25 protein-coding genes and 1 pseudogene are annotated in these 22,116 nt (G+C 70.1%); 18 read left to right on the top strand and 8 right to left on the bottom strand.

What is annotated here, in order from left to right:
- The first annotated feature begins 21 nt into the window (after nt 1-21).
- Nucleotides 22-897: a cyclopropane mycolic acid synthase family methyltransferase gene (locus EL338_RS20390; RefSeq protein ID WP_126335405.1), complete on the top strand. Its 876-nt coding sequence runs from the start codon at nt 22-24 to the stop codon at nt 895-897.
- A gap of 24 nt (nt 898-921) precedes the next feature.
- Here EL338_RS20390 and EL338_RS20385 read toward each other — a convergent pair whose 3' ends face one another.
- Complete coding sequence (locus EL338_RS20385; RefSeq protein WP_126335404.1) at nt 922-1,776, bottom strand: polyphosphate kinase 2 family protein; 855 nt, start codon at nt 1,774-1,776, stop codon at nt 922-924.
- Between the two features lie 18 nt (nt 1,777-1,794).
- Nucleotides 1,795-2,508: a TetR/AcrR family transcriptional regulator gene (locus EL338_RS20380; RefSeq protein WP_126336992.1), complete on the bottom strand. Its 714-nt coding sequence runs from the start codon at nt 2,506-2,508 to the stop codon at nt 1,795-1,797.
- 198 nt (nt 2,509-2,706) lie between these two features.
- Between EL338_RS20380 and EL338_RS20375 the strand changes: the two genes are divergently transcribed.
- The 6 genes from EL338_RS20375 (at nt 2,707) to deoC (ending at nt 6,699) form a co-directional block, all read left to right on the top strand.
- The gene (locus EL338_RS20375) at nt 2,707-4,005 is read left to right on the top strand and encodes a DUF445 domain-containing protein (protein WP_126336991.1); all 1,299 of its coding nucleotides are present in this window, start codon (nt 2,707-2,709) and stop codon (nt 4,003-4,005) included.
- 93 nt (nt 4,006-4,098) lie between these two features.
- The gene (locus EL338_RS20370; protein WP_126335403.1) at nt 4,099-4,515 is read left to right on the top strand and encodes a helix-turn-helix domain-containing protein; all 417 of its coding nucleotides are present in this window, start codon (nt 4,099-4,101) and stop codon (nt 4,513-4,515) included.
- 61 nt (nt 4,516-4,576) lie between these two features.
- Nucleotides 4,577-5,254, top strand: a complete 678-nt coding sequence (locus EL338_RS20365) for a heparin-binding hemagglutinin (RefSeq protein ID WP_126335402.1) — start codon at nt 4,577-4,579, stop codon at nt 5,252-5,254.
- Between the two features lie 103 nt (nt 5,255-5,357).
- Nucleotides 5,358-5,597 carry a DUF2516 family protein gene (locus tag EL338_RS20360; RefSeq protein ID WP_235666558.1) on the top strand — a complete coding sequence of 80 codons (240 nt, stop codon included), beginning with the start codon at nt 5,358-5,360 and terminating at the stop codon, nt 5,595-5,597.
- 5 nt (nt 5,598-5,602) lie between these two features.
- Nucleotides 5,603-6,022: a DUF2599 domain-containing protein gene (locus EL338_RS20355; protein WP_126335400.1), complete on the top strand. Its 420-nt coding sequence runs from the start codon at nt 5,603-5,605 to the stop codon at nt 6,020-6,022.
- Nucleotides 6,022-6,699, top strand: a complete 678-nt coding sequence (gene deoC, locus EL338_RS20350; RefSeq protein ID WP_126335399.1) for a deoxyribose-phosphate aldolase — start codon at nt 6,022-6,024, stop codon at nt 6,697-6,699. Before EL338_RS20355 ends, deoC begins: the two co-directional genes overlap by 1 nt.
- 9 nt (nt 6,700-6,708) lie before the next feature.
- On the opposite strand, the gene EL338_RS20345 is transcribed toward deoC, so the two are convergent.
- Genes EL338_RS20345 through EL338_RS20330 form a run of 4 tightly spaced genes read right to left on the bottom strand, consistent with a single transcriptional unit; the run spans nt 6,709 to nt 9,808 of the window.
- Nucleotides 6,709-7,656, bottom strand: a complete 948-nt coding sequence (locus tag EL338_RS20345; RefSeq protein WP_163792259.1) for an LmeA family phospholipid-binding protein — start codon at nt 7,654-7,656, stop codon at nt 6,709-6,711.
- 26 nt (nt 7,657-7,682) lie between these two features.
- The gene (locus tag EL338_RS20340; RefSeq protein WP_126335398.1) at nt 7,683-8,498 is read right to left on the bottom strand and encodes a carbon-nitrogen hydrolase family protein; all 816 of its coding nucleotides are present in this window, start codon (nt 8,496-8,498) and stop codon (nt 7,683-7,685) included.
- Nucleotides 8,499-8,519: 21 nt separating this feature from the next.
- Nucleotides 8,520-9,323, bottom strand: a complete 804-nt coding sequence (locus EL338_RS20335) for a class I SAM-dependent methyltransferase (protein WP_235666225.1) — start codon at nt 9,321-9,323, stop codon at nt 8,520-8,522.
- The gene (locus EL338_RS20330) at nt 9,299-9,808 is read right to left on the bottom strand and encodes a DUF2505 domain-containing protein (protein ID WP_126335397.1); all 510 of its coding nucleotides are present in this window, start codon (nt 9,806-9,808) and stop codon (nt 9,299-9,301) included. Before EL338_RS20330 ends, EL338_RS20335 begins: the two co-directional genes overlap by 25 nt.
- 26 nt (nt 9,809-9,834) lie before the next feature.
- Between EL338_RS20330 and EL338_RS20325 the strand changes: the two genes are divergently transcribed.
- The gene (locus tag EL338_RS20325) at nt 9,835-10,896 is read left to right on the top strand and encodes a UDP-N-acetylmuramate dehydrogenase (protein ID WP_126335396.1); all 1,062 of its coding nucleotides are present in this window, start codon (nt 9,835-9,837) and stop codon (nt 10,894-10,896) included.
- Nucleotides 10,897-10,928: 32 nt separating this feature from the next.
- Nucleotides 10,929-12,236 (top strand): L,D-transpeptidase, encoded by a 1,308-nt coding sequence (locus EL338_RS20320; RefSeq protein ID WP_126335395.1) that lies wholly within the window; start codon nt 10,929-10,931, stop codon nt 12,234-12,236.
- Here the strand turns inward: EL338_RS20320 and EL338_RS20315 are convergent.
- On the bottom strand, nt 12,214-12,984 hold the full coding sequence (locus EL338_RS20315; protein WP_126335394.1) for an SDR family NAD(P)-dependent oxidoreductase: 771 nt from the start codon (nt 12,982-12,984) through the stop codon (nt 12,214-12,216). The two genes, EL338_RS20320 and EL338_RS20315, sit on opposite strands and share 23 nt — an antisense overlap.
- 202 nt (nt 12,985-13,186) lie before the next feature.
- Between EL338_RS20315 and EL338_RS20310 the strand changes: the two genes are divergently transcribed.
- The 7 genes from EL338_RS20310 (at nt 13,187) to EL338_RS20280 (ending at nt 19,936) form a co-directional block, all read left to right on the top strand.
- Nucleotides 13,187-14,446, top strand: a complete 1,260-nt coding sequence (locus EL338_RS20310; protein WP_126335393.1) for an ROK family transcriptional regulator — start codon at nt 13,187-13,189, stop codon at nt 14,444-14,446.
- A gap of 43 nt (nt 14,447-14,489) precedes the next feature.
- Complete coding sequence (gene mshA, locus EL338_RS20305) at nt 14,490-15,785, top strand: D-inositol-3-phosphate glycosyltransferase (protein ID WP_126335392.1); 1,296 nt, start codon at nt 14,490-14,492, stop codon at nt 15,783-15,785.
- Entirely contained in the window at nt 15,782-16,291 is a 510-nt protein-coding gene (locus EL338_RS20300) for a type III secretion system chaperone family protein (protein WP_126335391.1), read from the top strand. The genes mshA and EL338_RS20300 overlap by 4 nt, the downstream gene beginning before the upstream one ends.
- 55 nt (nt 16,292-16,346) lie before the next feature.
- The gene (locus EL338_RS20295; protein ID WP_126335390.1) at nt 16,347-17,093 is read left to right on the top strand and encodes a phosphoglyceromutase; all 747 of its coding nucleotides are present in this window, start codon (nt 16,347-16,349) and stop codon (nt 17,091-17,093) included.
- A gap of 161 nt (nt 17,094-17,254) precedes the next feature.
- Nucleotides 17,255-18,427 carry a sensor histidine kinase gene (locus EL338_RS20290; RefSeq protein ID WP_126335389.1) on the top strand — a complete coding sequence of 391 codons (1,173 nt, stop codon included), beginning with the start codon at nt 17,255-17,257 and terminating at the stop codon, nt 18,425-18,427.
- 28 nt (nt 18,428-18,455) lie between these two features.
- Nucleotides 18,456-19,142, top strand: coding sequence for a two-component sensory transduction protein RegX (gene regX, locus EL338_RS20285; RefSeq protein ID WP_126335388.1), 687 nt, complete (start codon nt 18,456-18,458; stop codon nt 19,140-19,142).
- Between the two features lie 38 nt (nt 19,143-19,180).
- A complete protein-coding gene (locus tag EL338_RS20280) occupies nt 19,181-19,936 on the top strand; it encodes a hypothetical protein (RefSeq protein ID WP_126335387.1) in 756 nt (251 codons plus the stop codon).
- Between the two features lies 1 nt (nt 19,937).
- Here EL338_RS20280 and EL338_RS20275 read toward each other — a convergent pair whose 3' ends face one another.
- Complete coding sequence (locus tag EL338_RS20275) at nt 19,938-20,717, bottom strand: DUF3109 family protein (protein WP_179967114.1); 780 nt, start codon at nt 20,715-20,717, stop codon at nt 19,938-19,940.
- Between the two features lie 124 nt (nt 20,718-20,841).
- On the opposite strand from EL338_RS20275, the pseudogene EL338_RS20270 reads away from it, so the two are divergent.
- Both EL338_RS20270 and EL338_RS20265 read left to right on the top strand, forming a co-directional pair.
- Nucleotides 20,842-21,090 (top strand): annotated as a pseudogene (locus EL338_RS20270) (Ppx/GppA phosphatase family protein); the annotation flags it as partial.
- A complete protein-coding gene (locus EL338_RS20265; RefSeq protein WP_126335385.1) occupies nt 21,087-22,106 on the top strand; it encodes an Rv0497 family membrane protein in 1,020 nt (339 codons plus the stop codon). The pseudogene EL338_RS20270 and the gene EL338_RS20265, both read left to right, overlap by 4 nt.
- Nucleotides 22,107-22,116: the final 10 nt, after the last annotated feature.

Genomic DNA, 22,116 nt, shown 5'->3' with positions numbered 1-22,116 from the left:
TAACAAGGAGTGTCACGGAGCATGTCATCGGTCGATCCTGAACTTGCGCCCTACTACGAGGAATCGCAGTCGATCTACGACATCTCGAACGAGTTCTTCGCCCTCTGGCTCGGGCCGACCATGGGTTACACCTGTGGCTACTACGAGCGCGAGGACATGACGCTGGAGGAGTCGCAGAACGCCAAGTTCGACCTGGCGCTGGGCAAGCTCGACCTCAAGCCGGGGATGACCCTGCTCGACATCGGCTGCGGCTGGGGCGGCGCCCTGGAGCGGGCCATCACCAAGTTCGACGTCAACGTCATCGGCATCACGCTGAGCAAGGCACAGTCGGAGTGGGCCCGCGAGCGGCTGGCCAAGATCGACACCAACCGCAGTGTCGAGATCCGGCTGCAGGGCTGGGAAGAGTTCAACGAACCCGTCGACCGCATCGTGTCCATCGGCGCGTTCGAGGCCTTCAAGGCCGAGCGTTACCCGGTGTTCTTCCAGCGCGCCTACGAGATCCTGTCGGCCGACGGCGGCCGGATGCTGCTGCACACGATCCTGGCGCACACCCAGCAGTTCTTCCGTGAGAACAACATCAAGCTGACGATCAGCGATCTCAAGTTCATGAAGTTCATCGGCGAGGAGATCTTCCCCGGTGGGCAGCTGCCGGCGGTCGAGGACATCGAGAAGCTGGCCGCGGACTCGGGCTTCACGCTGGAGCGCACCCACCTGCTGCGCCCGCACTACGCGCGGACGCTGGACATGTGGGCGGCCAACCTCGAGGCCAAGAAGGACGAGGCCATCGCCATGCAGGGCCAGGAGGTCTACGACCGGTACATGAAGTACCTGACCGGTTGCGCCGACTTCTTCCGCCGCGGCATCACCAACATCGGCCAGTTCACCCTGGTCAAGTAGCCCCTCGTTCCTCGGGGATCGTCGCTAGGCGGTCGCAAGCCGCTTCTTCTCCGCCTTCACGTCGAAATCGGCTGGCGGCCAAGACAACTGAAGTGACTTCAGCGTCTCGATCAGCAACTCGGTGACGGCCAGTCGGCTGTACCACTTCTTGTCGGCGGGCACCACGTACCACGGTGCGTGGTCCGTCGACGTCTTGTCCAGCATCGCCTGGTAGGCCTCGCGGTACTGCGGCCACAGCGCCCGCTCGTCGAGGTCGCCGGGGTTGTACTTCCAGTGCTTCTCGGGATCCTCGAGCCGGTCGGACAGCCGCTGCTTCTGCTCCTCGAGCGAGACGAACATCGCCACCTTCACGATGCTGGTGCCCGCCTCGGTGAGTTCCTTCTCGAAGGCGTTGATCTCGTCGTAGCGGGCGCCCCAGACATCCGGCGCGACCAGGTTGTGCACCCGCACCACCAGCACGTCCTCGTAGTGCGACCGATCGAAGACCCCGACCTGCCCACCCGTCGGGAGCGCCTTGCGGATCCGCCACAGGTAGTGGTGCTGCAACTCCTCGGGGGTGGGCACGCCGAAGCTCTTGTACTGGATGCCCATCGGATTGCCCGCGCCCACAACATGTTCGACGATGCCGCCCTTGCCGGCGGTGTCCATCCCCTGCAGGACCAGCAGCACCGAACGGTGATCGCCGCGGCGGCCGTTGGCGTAGAGCATCTCCTGCAACTCGGCGAAGCGTTCGTTGCGGTCGCGCTGCAGTTCCGGGGCGTCGTCCTTGTCGCCGTCGAAACCCGGCGAGGAGTTCGTGTCGATGTCCTCGATCCTGTCGCCGGCCTTGAAGGCGAGGATCTTCTGCGGCTTGTGGGTCCAGAGCTCCGGAAGCGTCATGTGCGGAGCCTAAACGAGTCAGTCCGGCGGGGGCGGTAGCACCGGCGACGGGTGCGGCATGCTGTTGAACCGCTCGAGGGACCCGCCCACCTCGACGATGCCGCACAGCGCGTTCCACGCCAGCATGGTCAGGTAGTCGATCAGCTCGTCGGAGCTCGTCCGCCGGTGCGACATCCACGAGTGCGTTGCCAGCTGGACCCCGCCGACGATCATGTAGGCCCACGGCTCGACGCCCTTGGTGTCCATACCCACCCGTTGCATGCGCCGACGGAACATCACGGCCAGCATCCCGGCGATGATTCGTTCGCTGTCAGCGATCACCTTGCTTTTGCTGGCCGAGCTGTTCGCAAAGACAAATGGGTAGATTTCCGGCTCCGCGGCGACCGTCTCCACATAGACCCGGATGATCTCCCGAACCAGGTCGTACCCGTCCCGATCGGTCGACAGCGCGGCGGCCATGTTCGGGATCAGGGTGGTCTGCGCGAAGCGCATCATCACCGCGGTCGTCAGGTCGTTCTTGTCGACGAAATACCGGTACAGGACGGTCTTCGAGACCCCGATTTCCGCTGCTATCTCGTCCATGCTGACGTCGCGACCGCGGGACCGGATGGCTTCCAGGGTCCCGTCCACCAACTCGTTGCGGCGGTCCACCTTGTGCTTGTGCCAGCGTCGTTTGCGGCCGTCGACCCGGACGGTGCCCGGTTGGGGTTGTTGTGCCACTGTGGTGCAGATCCGTTTCCGTAGGTGACCTTCATAGTACGGGTCGAGGACACCTGGGAACCCGGGGACGGTCACAGTAACTGGTTTGCGTCGCTCGGGGTTGCGCCGCCGGGGATAGCGGATGATGGTTGGGTGGCTGTACGACCGGAATTGCCGGTAACGAAGAACAGTGAGCCCAGCCTGCCGTCGTTGTTGGCCGGGGCCACCGCGATGGCGCAGACGCGCGGTTCGCTGGCGGAGTCCATCGCCGGAGCCGACCCGGTCGGGGACGCCGAGCGGCAGCGGGCGCTACGCCGGATGAAATTGGTGGCGCTGAGCTTCCTGCTGGCGGCGACCGTGATCTTCCTGGTGTGCACCTGGGCGCAACGCGACGGCACCGCGCCGGCCTGGGTGGGCTACGTGCGCGCCGCCGCCGAGGCCGGCATGGTCGGCGCGCTGGCCGACTGGTTCGCCGTCACGGCCCTGTTCAAGCACCCGCTCGGGATACCGATCCCGCACACGGCGATCATCCGGCGCAAGAAGGACCAGCTGGGCGAGGGCCTGGGGACCTTCGTGCGGGAGAACTTCCTGTCGGCCGACGTCATCGAGACCAAACTGCGCGACGCCCAGGTGCCCAGCCGGGTGGGCAAGTGGCTGGCCGAGCCCGAGCATGCCCGCCGGGTGGCCGAGGAATCCGCGGTGGTGCTGCGGGTCCTGGTGGAACTGCTCAACGACGACGACGTCCAGCAGATCATCGACCGGATGATCGTGCGGCGCCTGGCCGAACCGCAGTGGGGCCCACCGGTGGGCCGGGTGCTCGCGCAACTCCTGGCGGAGAACCGCCAGGAGGCGTTGATCCAGTTGCTGTGCGACCGCGCCTTCCAGTGGTCGCTGAACGCCGGGGAGACCATCGAACGCGTCGTCACCCGGGACTCACCGACGTGGTCACCGCGCTTCGTCGACCATCTCGTCGGCGACCGGATCCACCGGGAACTGATGGACTTCACCGACAAGGTGCGCCGCGACCCCAACCACGAGCTGCGTCGGTCGGCCACCCGGTTCCTGTTCGAGTTTGCCGACGACCTGCAGAACGACCCGGCGACCATCGCCAAGGCCGAGAACGTCAAGGAACAGTTGATGGCCCGCGACGAGGTCACCCGCGCCGCCGAGACCGCGTGGAAGACGTTGAAGCGGTTGGTGCTCGACGGTGTCGACGACCCGTCCAGCGCGCTGCGCACCCGGGTCACCGACTCGGTGATCCGGATCGGCGAATCGCTGCGCGACGACGCCGATCTGCGCGAGAAGGTGGAGAACTGGATCGTGCGCGCGGCGCAGCATCTGGTGGTCCAGTACGGCGTGGAGATCACCTCGATCATCACCGAGACGATCGAACGCTGGGACGCCGACGACGCCAGCCGCCGCATCGAATTGCACGTCGGTCGCGACCTGCAGTTCATCCGGATCAACGGCACCGTGGTGGGTGCCCTGGCCGGCTTGGTCATCTACTCTGTGGCGCAAATCATATTCTGACCTGCGCTAACTAGTGCTTGCAATTGTTAGCACCCCGTCGTAGGGTGGGAGAAGTGTCAGGTTGTGACACTCACACCGACGGGAGGGGCAGTCATGTCGCAGGACGAAAAGCTTGCCGCCGTGGTGACCCATGCCGCCTCCGATATCGGCAGCTTCATCCGCACCCAGCGGGAGGCCGCGCAGGTGTCGGTGCGGCAGTTGGCCGAGAAGGCCGGGGTCAGTAACCCGTACCTCAGCCAGATCGAGCGCGGTTTACGCAAACCCTCCGCCGAGGTGCTCAACCAGATCGCCAAGGCGCTGCGCGTCTCGGCGGAAGTGCTCTATGTCCAGGCCGGGATTCTCGAACCGGGGGAGAGCAACGCGGTACGCGACGCCGTGGTCACCGACACCGCCATCACCGAACGGCAGAAGCAGGTGTTGCTGGACATCTACAACTCGTTCATCCAACAGAACGAAGCGGCCATCGAGCAGGACGCGATTGCCGCGGGCGAGGAGTCGGCCACTGAATAACCGACGCGCACCCTCCCGATCAGCACGTGAGACAGATTTGCCACCGAAAGGATTGATCACCATGGCAGAAAACCCGACCATCGAAGAACTGAAGGCCCCGTTGCTGGCTGCTGTGGGCGCCGCCGACCTGGCCCTCGCGACCGTCAACGAGATCGTCGCCGCCCTGCGTGAGCGCGCCGAGGAGGCCCGCACCGACGCCAGCAGCCGCGCCGAGGAGCGTCGCACCAAGCTGACCGGCCGCGTCGACGACGCCCGGGACCGCCTGGCGGCGCTGCAGGAAGAGCTGCCCAAGGAGTTCGGCGAGCTGCGCGACAAGCTGACCGCCGACGAACTCCGCCGCGTCGCCGAGGGCTACGCCGAGCAGGCGCAGGCCACCTACAGCCGCCTCGTCGAGCGCGGCGAGGCCGCCATCGAGCGGCTGCGCAACCAGCCGGCGCTCGAGGACGCCGCCGAGCGCGCCGAGGGCTACGTCGACCAGGCCGTCGAGGTCACCCAGGACGCGCTGGGCACCGTGGCCGCGCAGACCCGGGCCGTCGGTGAGCGGGCGGCCAAGCTGGTCGGCGTGGAGCTGCCGGGCCGTGTCGACGAGGCCGTGTTGGACGCCGAGATCGCCGTGGAGAACGTCGCCAAGAGGGCGCCCGCCAAGAAGGCCCCGGCCAAGAAGGCTCCGGCGAAGAAGGCCGCCGCCAAGAAGGCCCCGGCCAAGAAGGCGCCCGCCAAGAAGGTCACCCAGAAGTAAGTACGCCCAGCTCCCAGCAGCTGGAGTCGACCAGTCGATGACGCCCGATTAGGGTGGTGAGGTGATTCTTGCCAACCTAACGGGCGTCATTGCGTTGGTCCTCATGGTCGCCGCGGCCGGCGTCGGCCTCTACGCGTTCGTGCACGCCGCGCTGCAACGTGCCGACGCATACCCGGCCGTCGACAAGCTGACCAAGCCGGTCTGGCTGCTGATCCTCGGCGTCGCGCTGCTGTTGGTGCTGTTGTTGGACATCTTCGGTGCGGCGATCTGCGCGGCCGCCGCGGGCGTGTACCTCGTCGACGTCAAGCCCAAGTTGCTCGAGATCCAAGGAAAGTCGCGCTGAGCAACATGCGTCACCGATTCGGTGCGGCGGTCCTGACCGCCACGGCCCTCGTGGCGCTGTCACCGGTGCTGGGCACCGCCGGGGCCGACGAGACCGCGCCGCCGGACCTGATCGAGCACACCGAGTGGGCGCAATGGGGTGATCTGAAGAGCCTGCGGGTGTACCCGACGGCCGCGGGTCGCGCCGAGGCCGCCCAGCTGCGGAACCGGCCGGTCGGGGAGGCCGCCTGGCGGCAGGTGCTCGACGCGGCCCCTGAGGCCGACCTTCCCGGCATGCGCGAGCAGTTCCTGTGCCACTGGCAGCTGGCCGAATTCGCACACCCGGGCAAGGAGAGCTGGAACATCGAGCCGTGGCGGCCCGAGGTGGACACCGCCACCATGATCGAGACCGGGTGCAACCCCGGCGGCACCCAGGAGCCCTTCTGATGACGAACTGGACCCGGGCGCGCGTGGCCGGCCTGGTCGACCACACGCTGCTCAAACCGGAGGCCACCGCCGACGCGGTCACGGCGCTGGTCGCCGATGCGGTGCACCTCGGCGTCTATGCGGTGTGCGTATCGCCGTCCATGGTCGGCGCGGCCGCCGCGGCCGCCCCCGCCGAATTGGCGATCGCGACCGTGGCCGGCTTCCCCTCCGGCAAACACCTGCCGGAGATCAAGGCCCGCGAGGCCGCGCTGGCGGTCGCCGCCGGCGCGACCGAGGTGGACATGGTCATCGACGTCGGGGCCGCGGTCTCCGGGGACTTCGCCGCGGTGGGCGCCGACGTCGCCGCCGTGCGCGCCGCCGCGCCGACGGCGGCGCTGAAGGTGATCGTCGAATCCGCGGCGCTGCTGGACCACGCCGGGGCGGACGCCCTGGCCGCGGTGTGCCGCGCCGCCGCCGACGCGGGCGCCGACTTCGTCAAGACCTCGACGGGATTCCATCCGTCCGGCGGGGCCTCGTTGCGGGCCGTCTCGGTGATGGCCGACACCGTCGGGCCGGCGCTGGGCATCAAGGCCAGCGGCGGCATCCGCACCGCCGAGGACGCGATCGCGATGCTCGACGCGGGCGCCACCCGGCTGGGGCTGTCGGGGACCGCCGCGGTGCTCGACGGCCTGCCCTGACCCGCGCGATCACAGACCGGCGAAGCAGGGATCCTCGTTGGCCGGCGGGATGGTCGCGTTCGTCGTCGAGAACACCGCCGTCACACCGGAATCGGTGACGTCGACGCTGTCGGCGTGGATGCCCATCGGGTAGCCCTTGGTGAGCTGCGAGGTGAAGGCGTCCAGCACGGGCTGCACGGTCTCGCGCGGCAGGGTGAAACCGAGCCCGCTGACGCTGAGCACGTCCAGGGCCAGCCCCTCCTCGTCGATGCGCGGCTTGGCGGTGATGCTGCCCAGGCCGCCGCGCAATTCGATGGTGCCGTCGTTGGTATTGGTCTGCACGTCCGAGACGATGCCGCCGAACAGCGGGATGGCGCCCTGCACGGTCTCCTTGATGCCCTCGGCGGTCCAGGTGATGGTCGCCACCAGCGAGCCGATGGTGCCGCCGGAGTTGGCGGTCTCGGCCAACTGGACATCCTCGATGTCGATGTTGACCGTCATGCCCTTGGCGTCGCGCACCTGATTGCCGGCGGTCTCGATCGAGATGTTGGTGTACTTCTTGCGGGCGTGCTGCCACAGGAACGGCGGCACCACCCCGAACGAGGCGCTGGCCTCGTCCTCGACGACGCACGACGTCACCTGCGCCACAATGGTATTGGCGCGGTTACGGGCGTAGAGCTCACCGGCGAGCACGCCGGCGATGCCGAGTGCGGCCACGATCACCAACACCAGGGCCACCGACAGCGGATCGGAGAAGAACCTGCGCAGGGGGTTCTCCTTCCCGGGCGGCGGCGGGGGTGGGGGCGGCGGGGCGTCCTGGCGCGGGATGTGCTGGGTGGCCGGATCCGCCTGCGGGCGTTCGATGCGCTCGGTGGGGCGGGCCTCGGCGCCCGGCGCGCTGCTCATGCGCTCGGTGGCGGCGGAGGGCTCGGGCGGCGGGGGCTGCTGCGGTTGACCTTGGGTGGGGCGGGCCCACATCGGGTCATCGCCGTGCGGCGGGTTCGTCACCCGCGCGATTCTGCCCTATCGAGCTGAGCGAAGGACGAGCGGTTGCTGAGCACGGCCAACGTCTCGCGCGCTTTGCCGACGGCCGCGAGGTCCAGATCGTGCATCACCAGCTGCGGATCTTCGCCCGCCGAGGCCAGCACCTGACCGTACGGACCGACCAGCACGCTGCCGCCCACCCCGGTGGGTCCGGCCTTGGCGACCTCGTCGCCCGGATAGGCCTGGTCGACGGCGGCCAGGTAGCACGCGGTGTCCAGCGCGCGGGCCCGCGCCAGCAGCGTCCACTGGTCGAGCTTGCCGGGCCCGGACCCCCAGGACGCGCTGACGGTGATCAGCTGCGCCCCGCGGCGAGCCAACTCCACGTACAGCTCGGGGAACCGGATGTCGTAGCAGGTGGTGATGCCGACGGTGACGTCGTCGACCTCGATGGTCACCGGCGTGGCGCCCGGGGCCACGGTCCGGGACTCGGTGAAGCCGAACGCGTCGTAGAGGTGGATCTTGTCGTAGTGCGTGTCGACACCGGGCCCGGTGGCCAGCAGCGTGTTGGTGACGCGGTCATCGGCGGTGGGACAGAACATGCCGGCCAGCACCGTCACCCCGGCCGCCGCGGCGATCCGGCGCACCCCGTCGGCCCAGGGTCCGTCGACCGGTTGGGCGACCGGCTTCAACGACACCCCGAAGCGGCACATGGTGGCCTCCGGGAACACCACCAGCCGGGCGCCGTCGTCGGCCGCGCGACGGGTGAGGTCCTCGACCGTCGCCAGGTTGGCCACCGGGTCGGTGGTGCTGACGATCTGGGCCAGGGCTATGCGCATGACCCCAGGTTAGGCCCGCGCTCAGGTGGGGGCCACAACCGACCAGGGGACCGTCAGCACCGCGTCGCGCACCTTGCGGCGGGCCGGTTCGAGCGCCAGGCCGTCGGCCCGCAGCGCGGCCAGCGTGGCCCGCCAGCGTTCCCGGGGGCCGAACACCCCGTGCGCCGCGGCCCCCGCCCAGGCCCGGTCGGCGGCGCCGAGCAGCGCGTGCACCGGCTCACCGGAGACGTTGCGGTGGATGAGGACCTTCGGCAGCCGCTCGGCCAGATCCGACGGGCGGTCGATGTGCTGCGGGTCGCAGGCCAGCGTCAGGCTGATCGGTCCATCGCGGTCCAACAACACCCAGCAGCACCGGCGGCCCAACTCGTCGCAGGTGCCGTCGACGATCAGGCCGCCGGGGGCCAGTGCGGCCTGCATCGTCGACCAGGCCGCGGCGACGTCGTCGACCGGATACTGCCGCAGCACGTTGAACGCCCGCACCAGCACCGGGTGCAGGCCGGCCAGTTCGAAACCGCCGAGCGCGAAGTCCACGGCGTCGGTCGCCGCGGCCCGCCCGGCGGCCACCCGCTCCGGGTCGATCTCGAGCCCCACCACCCGCACGTCGGGACGCACCCCGCGCACCCGGGTGGCCAACTCGAGGGTGGTGATGGGCAGCGCGCCGTAGCCGAGGTCGACCACCAGCGGGTCGACGGCCCCGGTCAGGGCGGCGGTCACCCGCGGCGCGTGCACCAGCCAGCGGTCGGAGCGACGCAACCGGTTGTGTCCGGTGGTGCCGCGGGTGGGCTGTCCGATCGGCCGGATCAGTGCTGCCGGTCCAGGATCCACGCCGTGGTGAAGCGCTGCTCGCTGATCAGCAGGTCGACGAGTTGAGTGCCGATGAAGCCCTCCACCTTGCCGCCGACGAGCGGGATCTTGACCTCGACGGTGACCTTGAGGTCGGCCTTGGATCCGGCGCCGTCGGGCACCAGGTTGCCCGATCCGGTCACCGAGGCCGGTGCGCCCGGGATGCGGGCGGCGACGCTGGCAGTCGACCGGTCGGCCACTACCGCGCTCCACTTTTCCTCGCGCTTGATCTGCAGGTCGCCCTGGTGGAACTGGGTCACGAAGCCCGGCATCCGGTCGGCGCGCAGCACCTGTGTGGTGGCGACGACGATCGCCCCGTCGGCGCTGAGGTCGAGGGTGTCCAGTGTCGCCTCGTCGGCCCCGGAGTCGGCCAGCCGGGCCAGCCAGTACTGCTCGTCGGCGAACGCCGAATGCACCTGTGTGACGCTGCCCTGGTAGTTGGCCGACAAGTCGAATGAGCGCGGCATGACTGGTCAGGCTACCGTTACGGCCCGTGGGCGGTTCGCAATTCGCGGGTGCGGCGGTCACCGAGCAGGTGCCGCTGGCGCCGCTGACCACCCTGCGGGTGGGGCCGGTGGCACGTCGGGTCATCACGGCCGTGCACACCGAGCAGATCGTGGCTGCGCTGCGCGAACTGCGCGGTGAATCGGTGCTGCTGCTCGCGGGCGGGTCCAATGTGGTGCTGGCCGGCGAGCAGCCGGACCTGACCGTGCTGCGGCTGGCGTCGAACGGGATCGTCGTCGACGGCAATCTGGTGCGCGCGGAGGCCGGCGCGGTCTGGGACGACGTGGTGGTGGCCTCGTTGGCCGCCGGGTTGGGCGGGTTGGAATGCCTGTCGGGCATCCCCGGTTCGGCCGGCGCCACGCCGGTGCAGAACGTAGGGGCCTACGGCGCCGAGGTCGCCGACACCATCACGCGGGTGCGGCTGCTGGACCGTCGCACCGGGGAGCTGTCCTGGGTCGGCCCGGAGGCGCTGCGCTTCGGCTACCGCACCAGCATCCTCAAACACGGCCCCGATGCCGCGCACCACGTGGTGCTCGAGGTCGAATTCGCGCTCGACGCCGCGGGACGCAGTGCGCCGCTGCGCTACGGCGAACTCGCCGCCACCCTCGGCGCGAGCGCCGGCGACCGGGCCGAACCGGCGCGGGTGCGCGAGGCCGTGCTGGGCCTGCGCCGCGGCAAGGGCATGGTGCTCGACGCCGAGGATCACGACACCTGGAGCGTGGGGTCGTTCTTCACCAATCCGGTGGTCAGCACCGCGGCGTTCGAGGCGGTCGCCGCGCGCGCGGACGGCCCGGTCCCGCACTATCCGGCCGGAGACGCGGTGAAGCTGGCCGCGGGCTGGCTGGTGGAGGCCGCGGGCTTCGGCAAGGGCTTCCCGGGCGACGATGCGCCGGCCCGGTTGTCGACCAAACACGCGCTGGCCCTGACCAACCGCGGCGGGGCGACCGGCGCCGACATCCTCGCCCTGGCGCGCCGGGTGCGTGACGGCGTCCTCGACGCCTTCGGCATTCGGCTCGAGCCGGAGCCCGTCATCATCGGCGCGGTGCTCTGAGCGGCGCCGACGGGGTCCGTATCCTTTTTTCTGTGAGGCCAGCGCGCGATCCAGCGGCACCGAAGGCGGTCACGCGGCGAACAGCGATCGGCGCGTTGGCGCTGGGGGTGTTGACGCCCGGGGCGCTGGCGGCCTGCCTGCGGTCCGGGGACGGCCCGGGCGCCGAAGCGGGGCCACCGCCGGCCCCCGAGATCGAATTCACCCCGGCCGCCGACGCCACCGACGTGCTGCCCACCGACCCGGTGCGCGTCGAAGTGCGCTACGGCCGGCTGCAGCGGATGACGCTGCGCAATCCCGACGGCAAGGCCGTCGCGGGGACCATCGATCGAGAGCGCACCGCGTTCGTGACCACCGAACCGCTGGGCTACGACGCGACCTACACCTGGGACGGCGCCGTGGTGGGCGCCGACGGGCAGGCGGTGCCGGTCTCGGGCAGCTTCCGCACGGTCAGCCCCACGCGCGTGGTCGGCGGGCAGTTCCAGTTGGCCGACGGCCAGACCGTCGGCGTGGCCGCCCCGATCATCCTGCAGTTCGACGCGCCGATCAGCGACAAGGCGGCCGTCGAGCGCGCGCTGCGGGTCACCACCGAGCCGCCGGTCGAGGGCGGCTGGGCGTGGCTGCCGGACGAGGCCGCCGGCGCCCGGCTGCACTGGCGCACCCGCGAGTACTACCCGGCCGGCACCACGGTGCACGTGGACGCCCCGCTCTACGGCGTGCACTTCGGCGACGGCGCCTACGGGGCCGCGGACTCCACGCTGGACTTCGCCATCGGCCGCCGCCAGGTGGTGCGCGCCGACGCGGCCAGCCACCGCATCCAGGTGCTCACCGACGCCGGGGTGATCATGGACTTCCCCTGCAGCTACGGCGAGGGCGACGTGGACCGCAACGTCACCCGCAGCGGCATCCACGTGGTCACCGAGCGCTACGAGGACTTCTACATGACCAATCCGGCCGCCGGGTACGCCAACCTGCGCGAACGGTTCGCCGTGCGGATCTCCAACAACGGCGAGTTCATCCACGCGAACCCGGCGAGCCTGGGCTCGCAGGGCAACGCGAACGTCACCAACGGCTGCATCAACCTGTCGCTCGAGGATGCCGAGCAGTACTTCCACTCGGCGGTCTACGGGGATCCGGTCGAGGTCACCGGGACCCGCATCGAACTGTCCTACGCCGACGGCGACATTTGGGACTGGGTGATCGGCTGGGACGACTGGACGGCGATGTCGGCGCTGACCGACGAAGAGTCCGGCGCGGCGCTGCCGAGCACCGTCCCGGCCACCCCGACGGACGCCCCGACGCTGTCTACGGAAACCCCGTCTACGGGGCGCCCCGGCGGTTGAACCGGCCGTTGGGGGCCTGGTCGCGGGGGCGGATCACGATCTGATCCAGGTTGACGTGCGACGGGCGGTCGGCGACGAATCCGATCACCTCGGCGACGTCGCGCGCGACCAGCGGGGTGATGCCGGCATACACCGCGTCGGCGCGCTGTTCGTCGCCCTCGAAGCGCACCAGCGAGAACTCGGTCTCCACCGCGCCGGGCGCAATCTCGGTGAGCCGCACCGGCTTTCCGAGCAGTTCGCCGCGCAGGGTGCGGTGCAACGCGCCCTGGCCGTGCTTGGCCGCGGTGTAGCCGGAGCCGCCGTCGTAGGTCTCGAAGGCGGCGATGGAGGTGACGGTGACGATCAGACCGTCACCGGACGCGACCAGCTGGTCCAGCAGCGCCCGGGTGACCCGCAGCGTGCCCAGCACGTTGGTCTCCCACATCCAGCGCCAGTGCTCCAGGTCGGCGTCGGCCACCGGCGCCAGTCCCTTGGCGCCGCCGGCGTTGTTGACCAGCACGGACAGCTCGCCTGGCAGCCCGCGCACCACCTCGGCCAGGGCCGCCGCCGAGGCGTCGTCAGTGACATCCGTCACTGCCGCGGTGCCGCCGATCTCGGCGGCCAGCGCCGTCACGCGTTCTTCCCGCCGCGCCGCGACGACCACATGAAAGCCAAGAGCTGCAAGAACTTTCGCGGTCTCTTCGCCGATGCCCGAGCTGGCCCCGGTGACAACAGCGATCTTCTGGGCCCCGTCGTGAGATTCGGTCATCGTGCCAACTCTAGCGACTGTGTTAAATTCTGCTCCGTGTCCAACCGGTACCAGGGAACCAGCCGCGCTCCGCACGCCATGGCGTGTGGGGCGCTGTCGTGTTGTTGTCCCGGTAATCACCGCGTCTGACATGTCCTGACTCCGTCAGGTTGGCGCGGTTTCCTCGACGCCCCAACCGAACCGGACCCTTAGGACAACTCACGTGCGTACCACCCTCGCCCCCGTTTCTCATCTGCATCCGCTGCGCTCCCGGCACCAGGTCGTGCCGCCGGCCCTGCGGGTCGCCGACGGCGCCGCCGCGGCCGTCTTCGCCGCGGTGCGACTGCGCGGACCGGTGGCCCGCGACGCCATCGCCGGCAGCACCAAACTCTCGATCGCCACGGTGAACCGGCAGGTCACCGCCCTGCTGGAGGCGGGTCTGCTGCGCGAACGCGCCGACCTGGCCACCTCCGGCGCCATCGGTCGCCCCCGAGTGCCGGTCGAGATCAACCACGAGCCCTACCTGACCGTCGGCGTGCACATCGGCGCCAAGACCACCAGCATCGTGGCCACCGACCTGTTCGGCCGCACGCTGGACGCGGTCGAGACGCCCACCCCGCGCGGGGCGCAGGGGCCCGCGCTGGCGGCCCTGGCGGCCAGCGTGCAGCGCTACCTGAGCCGCTGGCACCGCCGGCAGACGCTGTGGATCGGCGTGGCCACCGGCGGCATCGTCGACAGCGGCCTCGGCGTCGTCGATCACCCGCGGTTGGGCTGGAGCCAGGCCCCGGTGGGTCCGGTGCTGGCCGACACGCTGGGCCTGCCGGTGTCGGTCGCCGCCCACGTCGACGCGATGGCCGCGGCCGAACTGCTGCTCGGAGTGCGCCGCCTCAACGCGCCCGCCACCAGCCTCTACGTCTACGCCCGGGAGACCGTCGGCTACGCGCTGATCATCGACGGCCGGGTGCACAGCCCCAGCAGCGGGCCCGGGACCATCGCCAACCTGCCGGCGCACTCGGAATTGCTCGGTGGCACAAGGGTTCTGGAGACCACCGTCAGCGACGAGGCGGTGGTGGCCGCGGCCCGTCGGCTGGGCGTCGTCTCGGGGCAGGGCTCGGAGGTGTCCACCGTGGCCGCGGTCGTGACCGCCGCGCGCCGCGGCAACGAGTCCGCCCAGCGGCTGCTGGCCGAACGGGCCCGGGTGCTCGGCGAGGCCGTCGCGCTGCTGCGCGATCTGCTCAACCCGGACGACCTGGTGGTCGGTGGGCAGGCGTTCACCGAATACTCCGAGACCCTCACCGGCGTCGAGGCCGCGTACGCGCAGCGCTCGGTGCTGGCGTCCCGCGAGATCCGCATCACCGCCTTCGGCAACCGCGTGCAGGAAGTCGGCGCCGGTGTGGTGTCACTGGGAGCGCTGTACGCCGATCCGCTGGGCGCGTTGCGGCGCGCCACCCGCCCGCGGGTCAGCGCGGCCGTCGCGCACTGACCGCGCTTACCTGGGGTACCGACCCCTGGTGTAAGGATGAAGTGTGCGCGTCGCAGTGTTGTCGGTCCATACCTCGCCGCTGGCCCAGCCGGGAACCGGTGATGCCGGGGGGATGAACGTCTATGTCCTGCAGACCGCACTGCACCTCGCGCAGCGCGGGGTCGAGGTGGAGATCTTCACCCGGGCGACGTCGTCGGCCGATGCGCCGGTGGTGCCGGTGGCCCCCGGGGTGGTGGTGCGCAACGTGGTCGCCGGCCCGTTCGAGGGCCTCGACAAGTACGACCTGCCCACCCAGCTGTGCGCGTTCACCGCGGGCGTCCTGCGCGCCGAGGCCACCCACGAGCCCGGCTACTACGACATCGTGCATTCGCACTACTGGCTTTCCGGGCAGGTCGGCTGGCTGGCCCGGGACCGCTGGGCGGTGCCGCAGGTGCACACCGCGCACACCCTGGCCGCGGTCAAGAACGCGGCGCTGGCCGAGGGGGACTCACCCGAGCCGGCGCTGCGCGCAGTCGGCGAGCAGCAGGTGGTCGACGAGGCCGACCGGCTCATCGTCAACACCGAAGACGAAGCGTGCCAGCTGGTTTCGCTGCACAACGCCGACCCGTCCCGGATCGACATCGTCCATCCCGGGGTCGACCTGCAGACCTTCACCCCCGGCGATCAGGCCGCGGCGCGCGCGGCCCTGGGGTTGCCCGCCGAACCGACGGTCGCCTTCGTGGGACGCATCCAGCCGCTCAAGGCCCCCGACGTGCTGCTGCGCGCGGCGGCCAAAATTCCCGGGGTGCGCATCGTGGTCGCCGGCGGCCCGTCGGGCAGCGGCCTGGCCGCCCCCGACGGATTGATCCGCCTCGCCGACGAATTGGGTATCTCCGATCGGGTGACGTTCCTGCCGCCGCAGTCTCGCGAGGACCTGGTCAACGTGTACCGCGCCGCCGATCTGGTGGCGGTGCCGAGCTATTCGGAATCGTTCGGCCTGGTGGCGGTCGAGGCCCAGGCGTGCGGCACGCCGGTGGTGGCCGCCGCGGTCGGCGGCCTGCCGGTGGCGGTGCGCGACGGACAGACCGGCGCGCTGGTGGACAGCCACGACCCCGACCGCTGGGCCGGCGCGCTGGGCGACCTGCTGCAGCACGCCGACCTGTCCGCGATGGGCGCGGCCGCGGTGTCGCACGCCTCGACCTTCTCCTGGGACCACACCGTCGACGCGCTGCTGGGCGCCTACCGCCGGGCGATCACCGACTACGACCTGGTGCACCACCGCAGCGCGCGGGAAACCGTGGGGGCGCCGTCGGTGCGGCGGGCGCGGCGCTGGACCCGGCGACGTGGGGTGCGTGCATGAGTCCGCAGTCGGAGCAGGTGCAGGCGCTCATCGAGGCGGCGCTGGACGAGCGTGAATTGGACTACTCCCGGCACGAGGGCGCGCACGGCGGCCTGCCGGGGCTGGTGGTGCCGCTGCCGGGGGAACGCAAGCTCACCACCAACACCATCCTGAGCATCGGCGAGCACTCGGTGCGGGTCGAGGCGTTCGTGTGCCGCAAACCCGACGAGGACTTCGAGGCGGTCTACCGCTTCCTGCTCAAGCGCAACAATCGGCTCTACGGGGTGGCCTACACCCTGGACAACGTCGGCGACATCTACCTCGTCGGCCGGATGGCGCTGGAACTGGTCACCGCCGACGAGATCGACCGGATCCTCGGGCAGGTGCTCGAGGCGGTCGACTCGGACTTCAACACGTTGCTGGAACTAGGTTTTCGCTCGTCCATCCAGAAGGAGTGGGCGTGGCGGGTGGCGCGCGGCGAATCGTTGAAGAACCTCGCGGCCTTCGAGCACCTGATCGACGAATAGCGCTCGCGGCTCGCGAGTGCCCCGTCGCCCCGGCGGGCATGAGAAGATTCGGGGCATGTCTGACTCCACATTGGTGCTGCTCCGGCACGGCCAGAGCGAATGGAATGCGCTGAACCTGTTCACCGGCTGGGTCGATGTCGACCTGACCGAACTGGGCCGCGCCGAGGCGGTCCGCGGCGGCGAGTTGATGGCCGAGCAGGGACTGCTGCCCGATGTGCTCTACACCTCGCTGATGCGGCGGGCCATCACCACCGCGAATCTCGCTCTCGATGCCGCCGACCGGCACTGGATCCCGGTGCACCGGGACTGGCGGCTCAACGAGCGGCACTACGGCGCGCTGCAGGGCCTGGACAAGGCGGCGACCAAGGAGAAGTACGGCGAGGAGCAGTTCATGGCGTGGCGCCGCAGCTACGACACGCCGCCGCCGCCCATCGAGAGGGGCAGCGAGTTCAGCCAGGACGCCGACCCGCGCTACGCCGACATCGGCGGCGGCCCGCTGACCGAATGCCTGGCCGACGTGGTGGCGCGGTTCGTGCCCTACTTCACCGAGGCCATCGTCCCGGACCTGAAGGCCGGCAAGACCGTGCTGATCGCCGCGCACGGCAACTCCCTGCGGGCGTTGGTCAAGTACCTCGACAACATGAGCGACGAGGACGTGGTGGGGCTGAACATCCCCACCGGCATCCCGCTGCGCTACGACCTCGACGAGAACCTGAAGCCGAAGGTTCCCGGCGGCACCTACCTGGATCCCGAGGCCGCGGCCGCGGGTGCGGCGGCGGTGGCCAGCCAGGGCGCCAAGTAGCGCACCGGCGCACCGCCCGCAGCTCCTTGGGCAAGCGGCGGGCAAACGCCAGATGAACTGGGGTGAACGGCACCCGAACTCCTGGTCGGCGGACTGTGACTTGTCTCGTTTTGGCCGCTCGCTGCTGGGATGACGTTCACTGACCTGCGTACGATCTTCGCGTGAGTGTGGTGTCGGCACTGGCCCTGGCCGGTGTAGTGGCCGCGGTGAGTCTCGCCGCGGGTGTCGCCGTCGGCGCCTGGGTGTGGCCGCGGCTGGTCGGCCGCCGGCAGCGCAAGGCGACCGAGCTGGCCAACTTCGCCGTCGCCCAGATGCTCAAGCACACCGTCGACCTGGCCCCGCAGGGCATCGTCGTGGTCGACGGCTACCGCAACGTGGTGTTCATCAACGAGCGCGCCCAGCACGGCGAGCTGGGCCCGGTGCACGACGGCCTGCTCGACGACCGGGCCTGGCGGGCCGTGCAGCGCACCTTGGCCACCGGCGACGACACCGATGTGGATCTGTCGCCCCGGCGCCGCAGCCCGGTCAGCCGGCCGGGGATGTCCATCCGCGGCCACGTCCGCCGGCTCGCCGACGACAGCAAGTACGCGGTGATCTTCGTCGACGACCAGTCCGAGCAGGCCCGGATGGAGGCCACCCGGCGCGACTTCGTCGCCAACGTCAGTCACGAACTCAAGACCCCGGTGGGCGCCATGGGCGTGCTGGCCGAGGCGATCCTGGAATCCGCCGACGACCCCGAGACCGTGCGCCGCTTCGGCGAGCAGGTGCTCGGCGAGTCCAAGCGGTTGGCCAACATGGTCGGCGAGCTGATCGAGCTGTCCCGGCTGCAGGGCGCCGAGAAGATGCCCAACTTCGACACCGTCGACATCGATATCATTGTGTCCGAGGCGATTTCGCGCTACAAGGTGGCCGCCGACAACGCCGACATCACGATCGCCACCGACGACCCGGCGGGGTTCGAGGCGGTCGGCAATCAGCCCCTGCTGGTCACCGCGGTGGCCAACCTGATCTCCAACGCCATCGCGTACTCGCCGCAGGGTTCCACGGTGTCGATCAGCCGTCGTCGGCGCGGCGACAACGTCGAGATTGCGGTCACCGACCGCGGGATCGGCATCGCGCCCGCCGATCAGGAGCGGGTCTTCGAGCGTTTTTTCCGGGTGGACAAGGCGCGCTCCCGCGCGACGGGCGGCACCGGCCTGGGCCTGGCCATCGTCAAGCACGTGGCGGCCAACCACAACGGATCGATCCGGCTGTGGAGCAAGGCGGGCACCGGGTCGACGTTCACGCTGTCGGTGCCGGCCCGCCGGGATGCGATGAGGTTAGTTGATGAGTAGGAAATCCGAGAGAGGACCGTTGTAGGCAATGACCAGTGTGCTGATCGTTGAGGACGAGGAGTCGCTGGCCGATCCCTTGGCGTTCTTGCTGCGCAAGGAGGGGTTCGAGGCCACCGTGGTGACCGATGGGCCGAGCGCGTTGGCCGAATTCGAGCGGTCCGGCGCCGACATCGTGCTGCTGGATCTGATGCTGCCCGGGATGAGCGGCACCGACGTGTGCAAGCAACTGCGGCTGCGCTCGAGCGTGCCGGTGATCATGGTGACCGCGCGGGACAGCGAGATCGACAAGGTCGTCGGGCTCGAGCTCGGTGCCGACGACTACGTGACCAAGCCGTATTCGGCGCGCGAGCTGATCGCCCGCATCCGGGCCGTGCTGCGCCGCGGCGGCGAGGTCGACGACGTCGCCGGCGACGTCGGGGTGCTCGAGGCCGGCCCGGTCCGGATGGACGTCGAGCGCCACGTGGTGAGCGTCAACGGAGATCCGATCACGTTGCCGCTCAAGGAATTCGACCTGCTCGAATACCTGATGCGCAACAGCGGACGGGTGCTGACCCGCGGTCAGCTCATCGACCGGGTCTGGGGTGCGGACTACGTCGGCGACACCAAGACCCTGGACGTGCACGTCAAACGGCTGCGGTCCAAGATCGAGTCCAACCCCGCGAATCCGGTGCTGCTGGTCACCGTGCGAGGCCTGGGATACAAGCTGGAAGGCTGATTTCGGCCCTCAGCAACTTTTGCTAGGGTGTGCGCCCGGTGTCGACGTGGGGGAGCTGGGCGGTGGAGATCGGGGGATCGGCCTGCCGTGCCTGTGGTTCGGCGGGCCTGCAGCCGGTGCTGGCGCACGACGGGCTGACCCTGGTGCTGTGCCCGGACTGCGGTCTGGCGCAGCTGCCGACCCGCGCCGACGAGGCCGACGCCGCCGTCGGGCCACCGTGCCGGCCGCGCGGGCCGACCCGCGCCGAGGACGTCACCCAGGCGGTCCGCACCGCCGATGCCGCCGACCTGCTCCGCGGTGAGACGGTGCGCCACTTCGGCGGCGCCCACGGGGGCAGCTGGCTGCCGCTGCTCACGGCGATGGGGATGCGCACCGTCTACGGCGGTCCCGCCGATGTGGTGGTCGACTCCTTCGGCGCCATGCACGACCGCGGTCAGCGGGCGGCCATCGCGCAGTTGGCCGCGGCCACCGCGCCGGCCGGGGTGCTGCTGATGCAGTTCGATCCGGTGGCCGAAAACCTGCGCCGCGGTGAGTGGGACATGTTGTCGCGCAATCACTTTGCCTATTACTCGCTGACCTCTCTGAGCCGCCTGCTGGCCGCCGAGCAGATGTCGGTGGTCGCGGCCTGGAAGCTGGATCTGCACGGCGGCACCACGATGTTGGCGGCCGTGCACGCGTCGCAGTGGCCCGTCGACGCCGAGGTCTCGCGGATGCTCACCGAGGAACACCAGCTGGGGGTGGCCAGCGGCGACGGGTTCGAGGACCTGCGGCGACGGAGCGGCCGGGACCGCTGAGTCAGGGGGCGGCGCGGGTCGCCGGATGCACCGCGATCAGGCCCAGGCCGCTGCGGCGCCGGCACATCGCGGCCAACTCGCCGTACGCCTTCTCGCCGAGCAGTTCGGTCAGCTCCGGTGCGTAGGACTCGAAGACAGGTTTGACGCCGACGTGCGCGGCCGGGTCGCCCGTGCAGTACCAGTGCAGGTCGGCGCCACCGGAACCCCAACCGCGGCGGTCGTATTCGGTGATCGTGGTCTTGAGGATCTCCGAACCGTCCGGCCGGGTGACCCATTCCTGGGTGCGCCGGATCGGCAGCTGCCAGCACACCTCGGGCTTCATGGTCAACGGCTCGACACCGAGCTTCAGCGCCTTGCTGTGCAGGGCGCACCCGATGCCCCCGGCGAATCCCGGGCGGTTCAGGAAGATGCAGGCGCCCTTGTACTTGCGGGTGCGCCAGTTGGGCTCGTCGTCGTACTCGTCGAGCTCGAGGTAGCCCTTGCGGCCCAGGCCCTTGTCCCGGAATTGCCAGTCCTCGGCGGTCAGCTGTCCGACGGCGTCGTCGAGGCGGGCGCGGTCGTCGTCGTCGGACAGGAAGGCGCCGTGCGAACAGCACCCGTCGTCCGGCCGTCCCTCGACGGTGCCCTGGCAGGCCGGCGTGCCGAAGACGCAGGTCCATCGGGACAGCAGCCAGGTGAGGTCGGCGGCGATCACATGCTCGTCGTTGTCGGGGTCGAAGAACTCCACCCACTCGCGCGGGAAGTCCAGATCGACCTCGCCGGGATGCACACCATCTGCCACCTGACCAACGGTAGACGAGAACGCCGCACCGGGCGCAACGGCGCGGGTCGCTATGCTGCGTAATTGCGGGACATGAACTGGCGTCGGACCGCGAGTCACGAGGACACTGGGACCAGAGGTCTGAAGACAACTCACAGCGTTCATCTTTAGGATGACCGCTGTTGACCGTGCAGAACTGGAAGGAGTCGGCGCCGAGCGCTCACCGCAGACCGCGGCAGGCGCGCTGGTGGCGGAGGCAAGCATGCGAGCGCTGTCGAGAGAAGCGGAGAACGGCCCCCCGCAGTCGTTGCGGGACGGCGTGATCCTGCGCGAACTCGACGGCGAAGCCGCAGTGGTGGAAACCCCGGTGGACAGGCGAGGCAACAGACGATGACTGGACCAGACAACGGGCAGGCGGGCACCCGCCCGATCTCGGTGGCCGAATTGCTCGCCAAGAACGGCACGATCGGCTCGCCGCCGGTGGGCGGCCGCCGTCGTCGTCGCCGCGGCAACAGCGATGCGGTGACCGTCGCCGAACTCACCGGTGAGATCCCCGTCGTCACCGACGACGCCGAGCCCGAAGCCGAGGACAGCGCCACCGAGGCGCCCCCCGAACCAGCCGCGGCCGTCGTCGAGACGCCCGAGGCCCCCGTCGAGGAGGCCGTCGAGGAGGCCGAGGAGCCCGAACCCGAGGTGCCGGTGGCCCCGCAGCGGTCCGCCGAACCGCTGCCGCGGCGCGGCCCGGCGACCCAGCCGGAACGCAGCAACTATCCGCGGCCGGAGCGCAAGCGCGACCGCACGGCGCCGCCGCCGCGGGGCCGCGGTGCCGGCGCGGAGCTGATGAGCCCCGACCCGATCGACGTCGAGGACCCCGACGCCGAACTCGCCGCGGACCTCGATGCGTCCGCACCCGACGAACTGGGTCTCGGTCTCGGTATCGGCGAGGCGTCGTACCTGCGGTCCAGCGATGACGCGCTGTTCGGCGGGGACAGCGTCGCCGACGATGCGGCGCGGCGCCGCGGCGCGGTCCGCGACCTCGACGATCTCGACGACCTCACCGCCGACGGCGACCTCACCGTCGACGGCGTCGATGTCCTCGACGAGGATGCCGACGACGAACTCGGCGACGACGAGCCGCTGACCCGGGGCCAGAAGTTCCTCCGCGGCGCGGGCATCGCGCTGCAGTCGATCGTCGCCGTCGCCTTCGGCGGCGGTCTGTTCATCGCGTTCGACCAGCTGTGGAAGTGGAACAGCCTGATCGCGCTGGTGCTGGGCGTGCTGGTCATCCTCGGCCTGGTGGTCGGCGTGCGGATCGTGCGCAAGACCGAGGACATCGGCAGCACGCTGACCGCCGTGGCCGTCGGGGCGCTGGTGACCTTCGGTCCACTCGCCCTGCTGCAGGCCAGCTAGCACCGCGAGC

This window comes from Mycolicibacterium chitae, from assembly GCF_900637205.1.
Taxonomy (GTDB): domain Bacteria; phylum Actinomycetota; class Actinomycetes; order Mycobacteriales; family Mycobacteriaceae; genus Mycobacterium; species Mycobacterium chitae.
Note: the sequence above shows the minus strand (reverse complement) of the source record. Positions and strands in the feature narration are given on the sequence as shown.

What these genes read in the sequence shown, in the direction of transcription:
- EL338_RS20265 (WP_126335385.1), top strand. Translation starts at nt 21,087, where the DNA reads ATGACTGGACCAGACAACGGGCAGGCGGGCACCCGCCCGATCTCGGTG.
- EL338_RS20300 (WP_126335391.1), top strand. Translation starts at nt 15,782, where the DNA reads ATGAGTCCGCAGTCGGAGCAGGTGCAGGCGCTCATCGAGGCGGCGCTG.
- EL338_RS20295 (WP_126335390.1), top strand. Translation starts at nt 16,347, where the DNA reads ATGTCTGACTCCACATTGGTGCTGCTCCGGCACGGCCAGAGCGAATGG.
- EL338_RS20355 (WP_126335400.1), top strand. Translation starts at nt 5,603, where the DNA reads ATGCGTCACCGATTCGGTGCGGCGGTCCTGACCGCCACGGCCCTCGTG.
- deoC (WP_126335399.1), top strand. Translation starts at nt 6,022, where the DNA reads ATGACGAACTGGACCCGGGCGCGCGTGGCCGGCCTGGTCGACCACACG.
- EL338_RS20315 (WP_126335394.1), bottom strand. Translation starts at nt 12,984, where the DNA reads ATGACCGAATCTCACGACGGGGCCCAGAAGATCGCTGTTGTCACCGGG.
- EL338_RS20360 (WP_235666558.1), top strand. Translation starts at nt 5,358, where the DNA reads ATGGTCGCCGCGGCCGGCGTCGGCCTCTACGCGTTCGTGCACGCCGCG.
- EL338_RS20345 (WP_163792259.1), bottom strand. Translation starts at nt 7,656, where the DNA reads ATGTGGGCCCGCCCCACCCAAGGTCAACCGCAGCAGCCCCCGCCGCCC.
- EL338_RS20375 (WP_126336991.1), top strand. Translation starts at nt 2,707, where the DNA reads ATGGCGCAGACGCGCGGTTCGCTGGCGGAGTCCATCGCCGGAGCCGAC.
- EL338_RS20365 (WP_126335402.1), top strand. Translation starts at nt 4,577, where the DNA reads ATGGCAGAAAACCCGACCATCGAAGAACTGAAGGCCCCGTTGCTGGCT.
- regX (WP_126335388.1), top strand. Translation starts at nt 18,456, where the DNA reads ATGACCAGTGTGCTGATCGTTGAGGACGAGGAGTCGCTGGCCGATCCC.
- EL338_RS20385 (WP_126335404.1), bottom strand. Translation starts at nt 1,776, where the DNA reads ATGACGCTTCCGGAGCTCTGGACCCACAAGCCGCAGAAGATCCTCGCC.
- EL338_RS20340 (WP_126335398.1), bottom strand. Translation starts at nt 8,498, where the DNA reads ATGCGCATAGCCCTGGCCCAGATCGTCAGCACCACCGACCCGGTGGCC.
- EL338_RS20390 (WP_126335405.1), top strand. Translation starts at nt 22, where the DNA reads ATGTCATCGGTCGATCCTGAACTTGCGCCCTACTACGAGGAATCGCAG.
- EL338_RS20330 (WP_126335397.1), bottom strand. Translation starts at nt 9,808, where the DNA reads ATGCCGCGCTCATTCGACTTGTCGGCCAACTACCAGGGCAGCGTCACA.
- EL338_RS20370 (WP_126335403.1), top strand. Translation starts at nt 4,099, where the DNA reads ATGTCGCAGGACGAAAAGCTTGCCGCCGTGGTGACCCATGCCGCCTCC.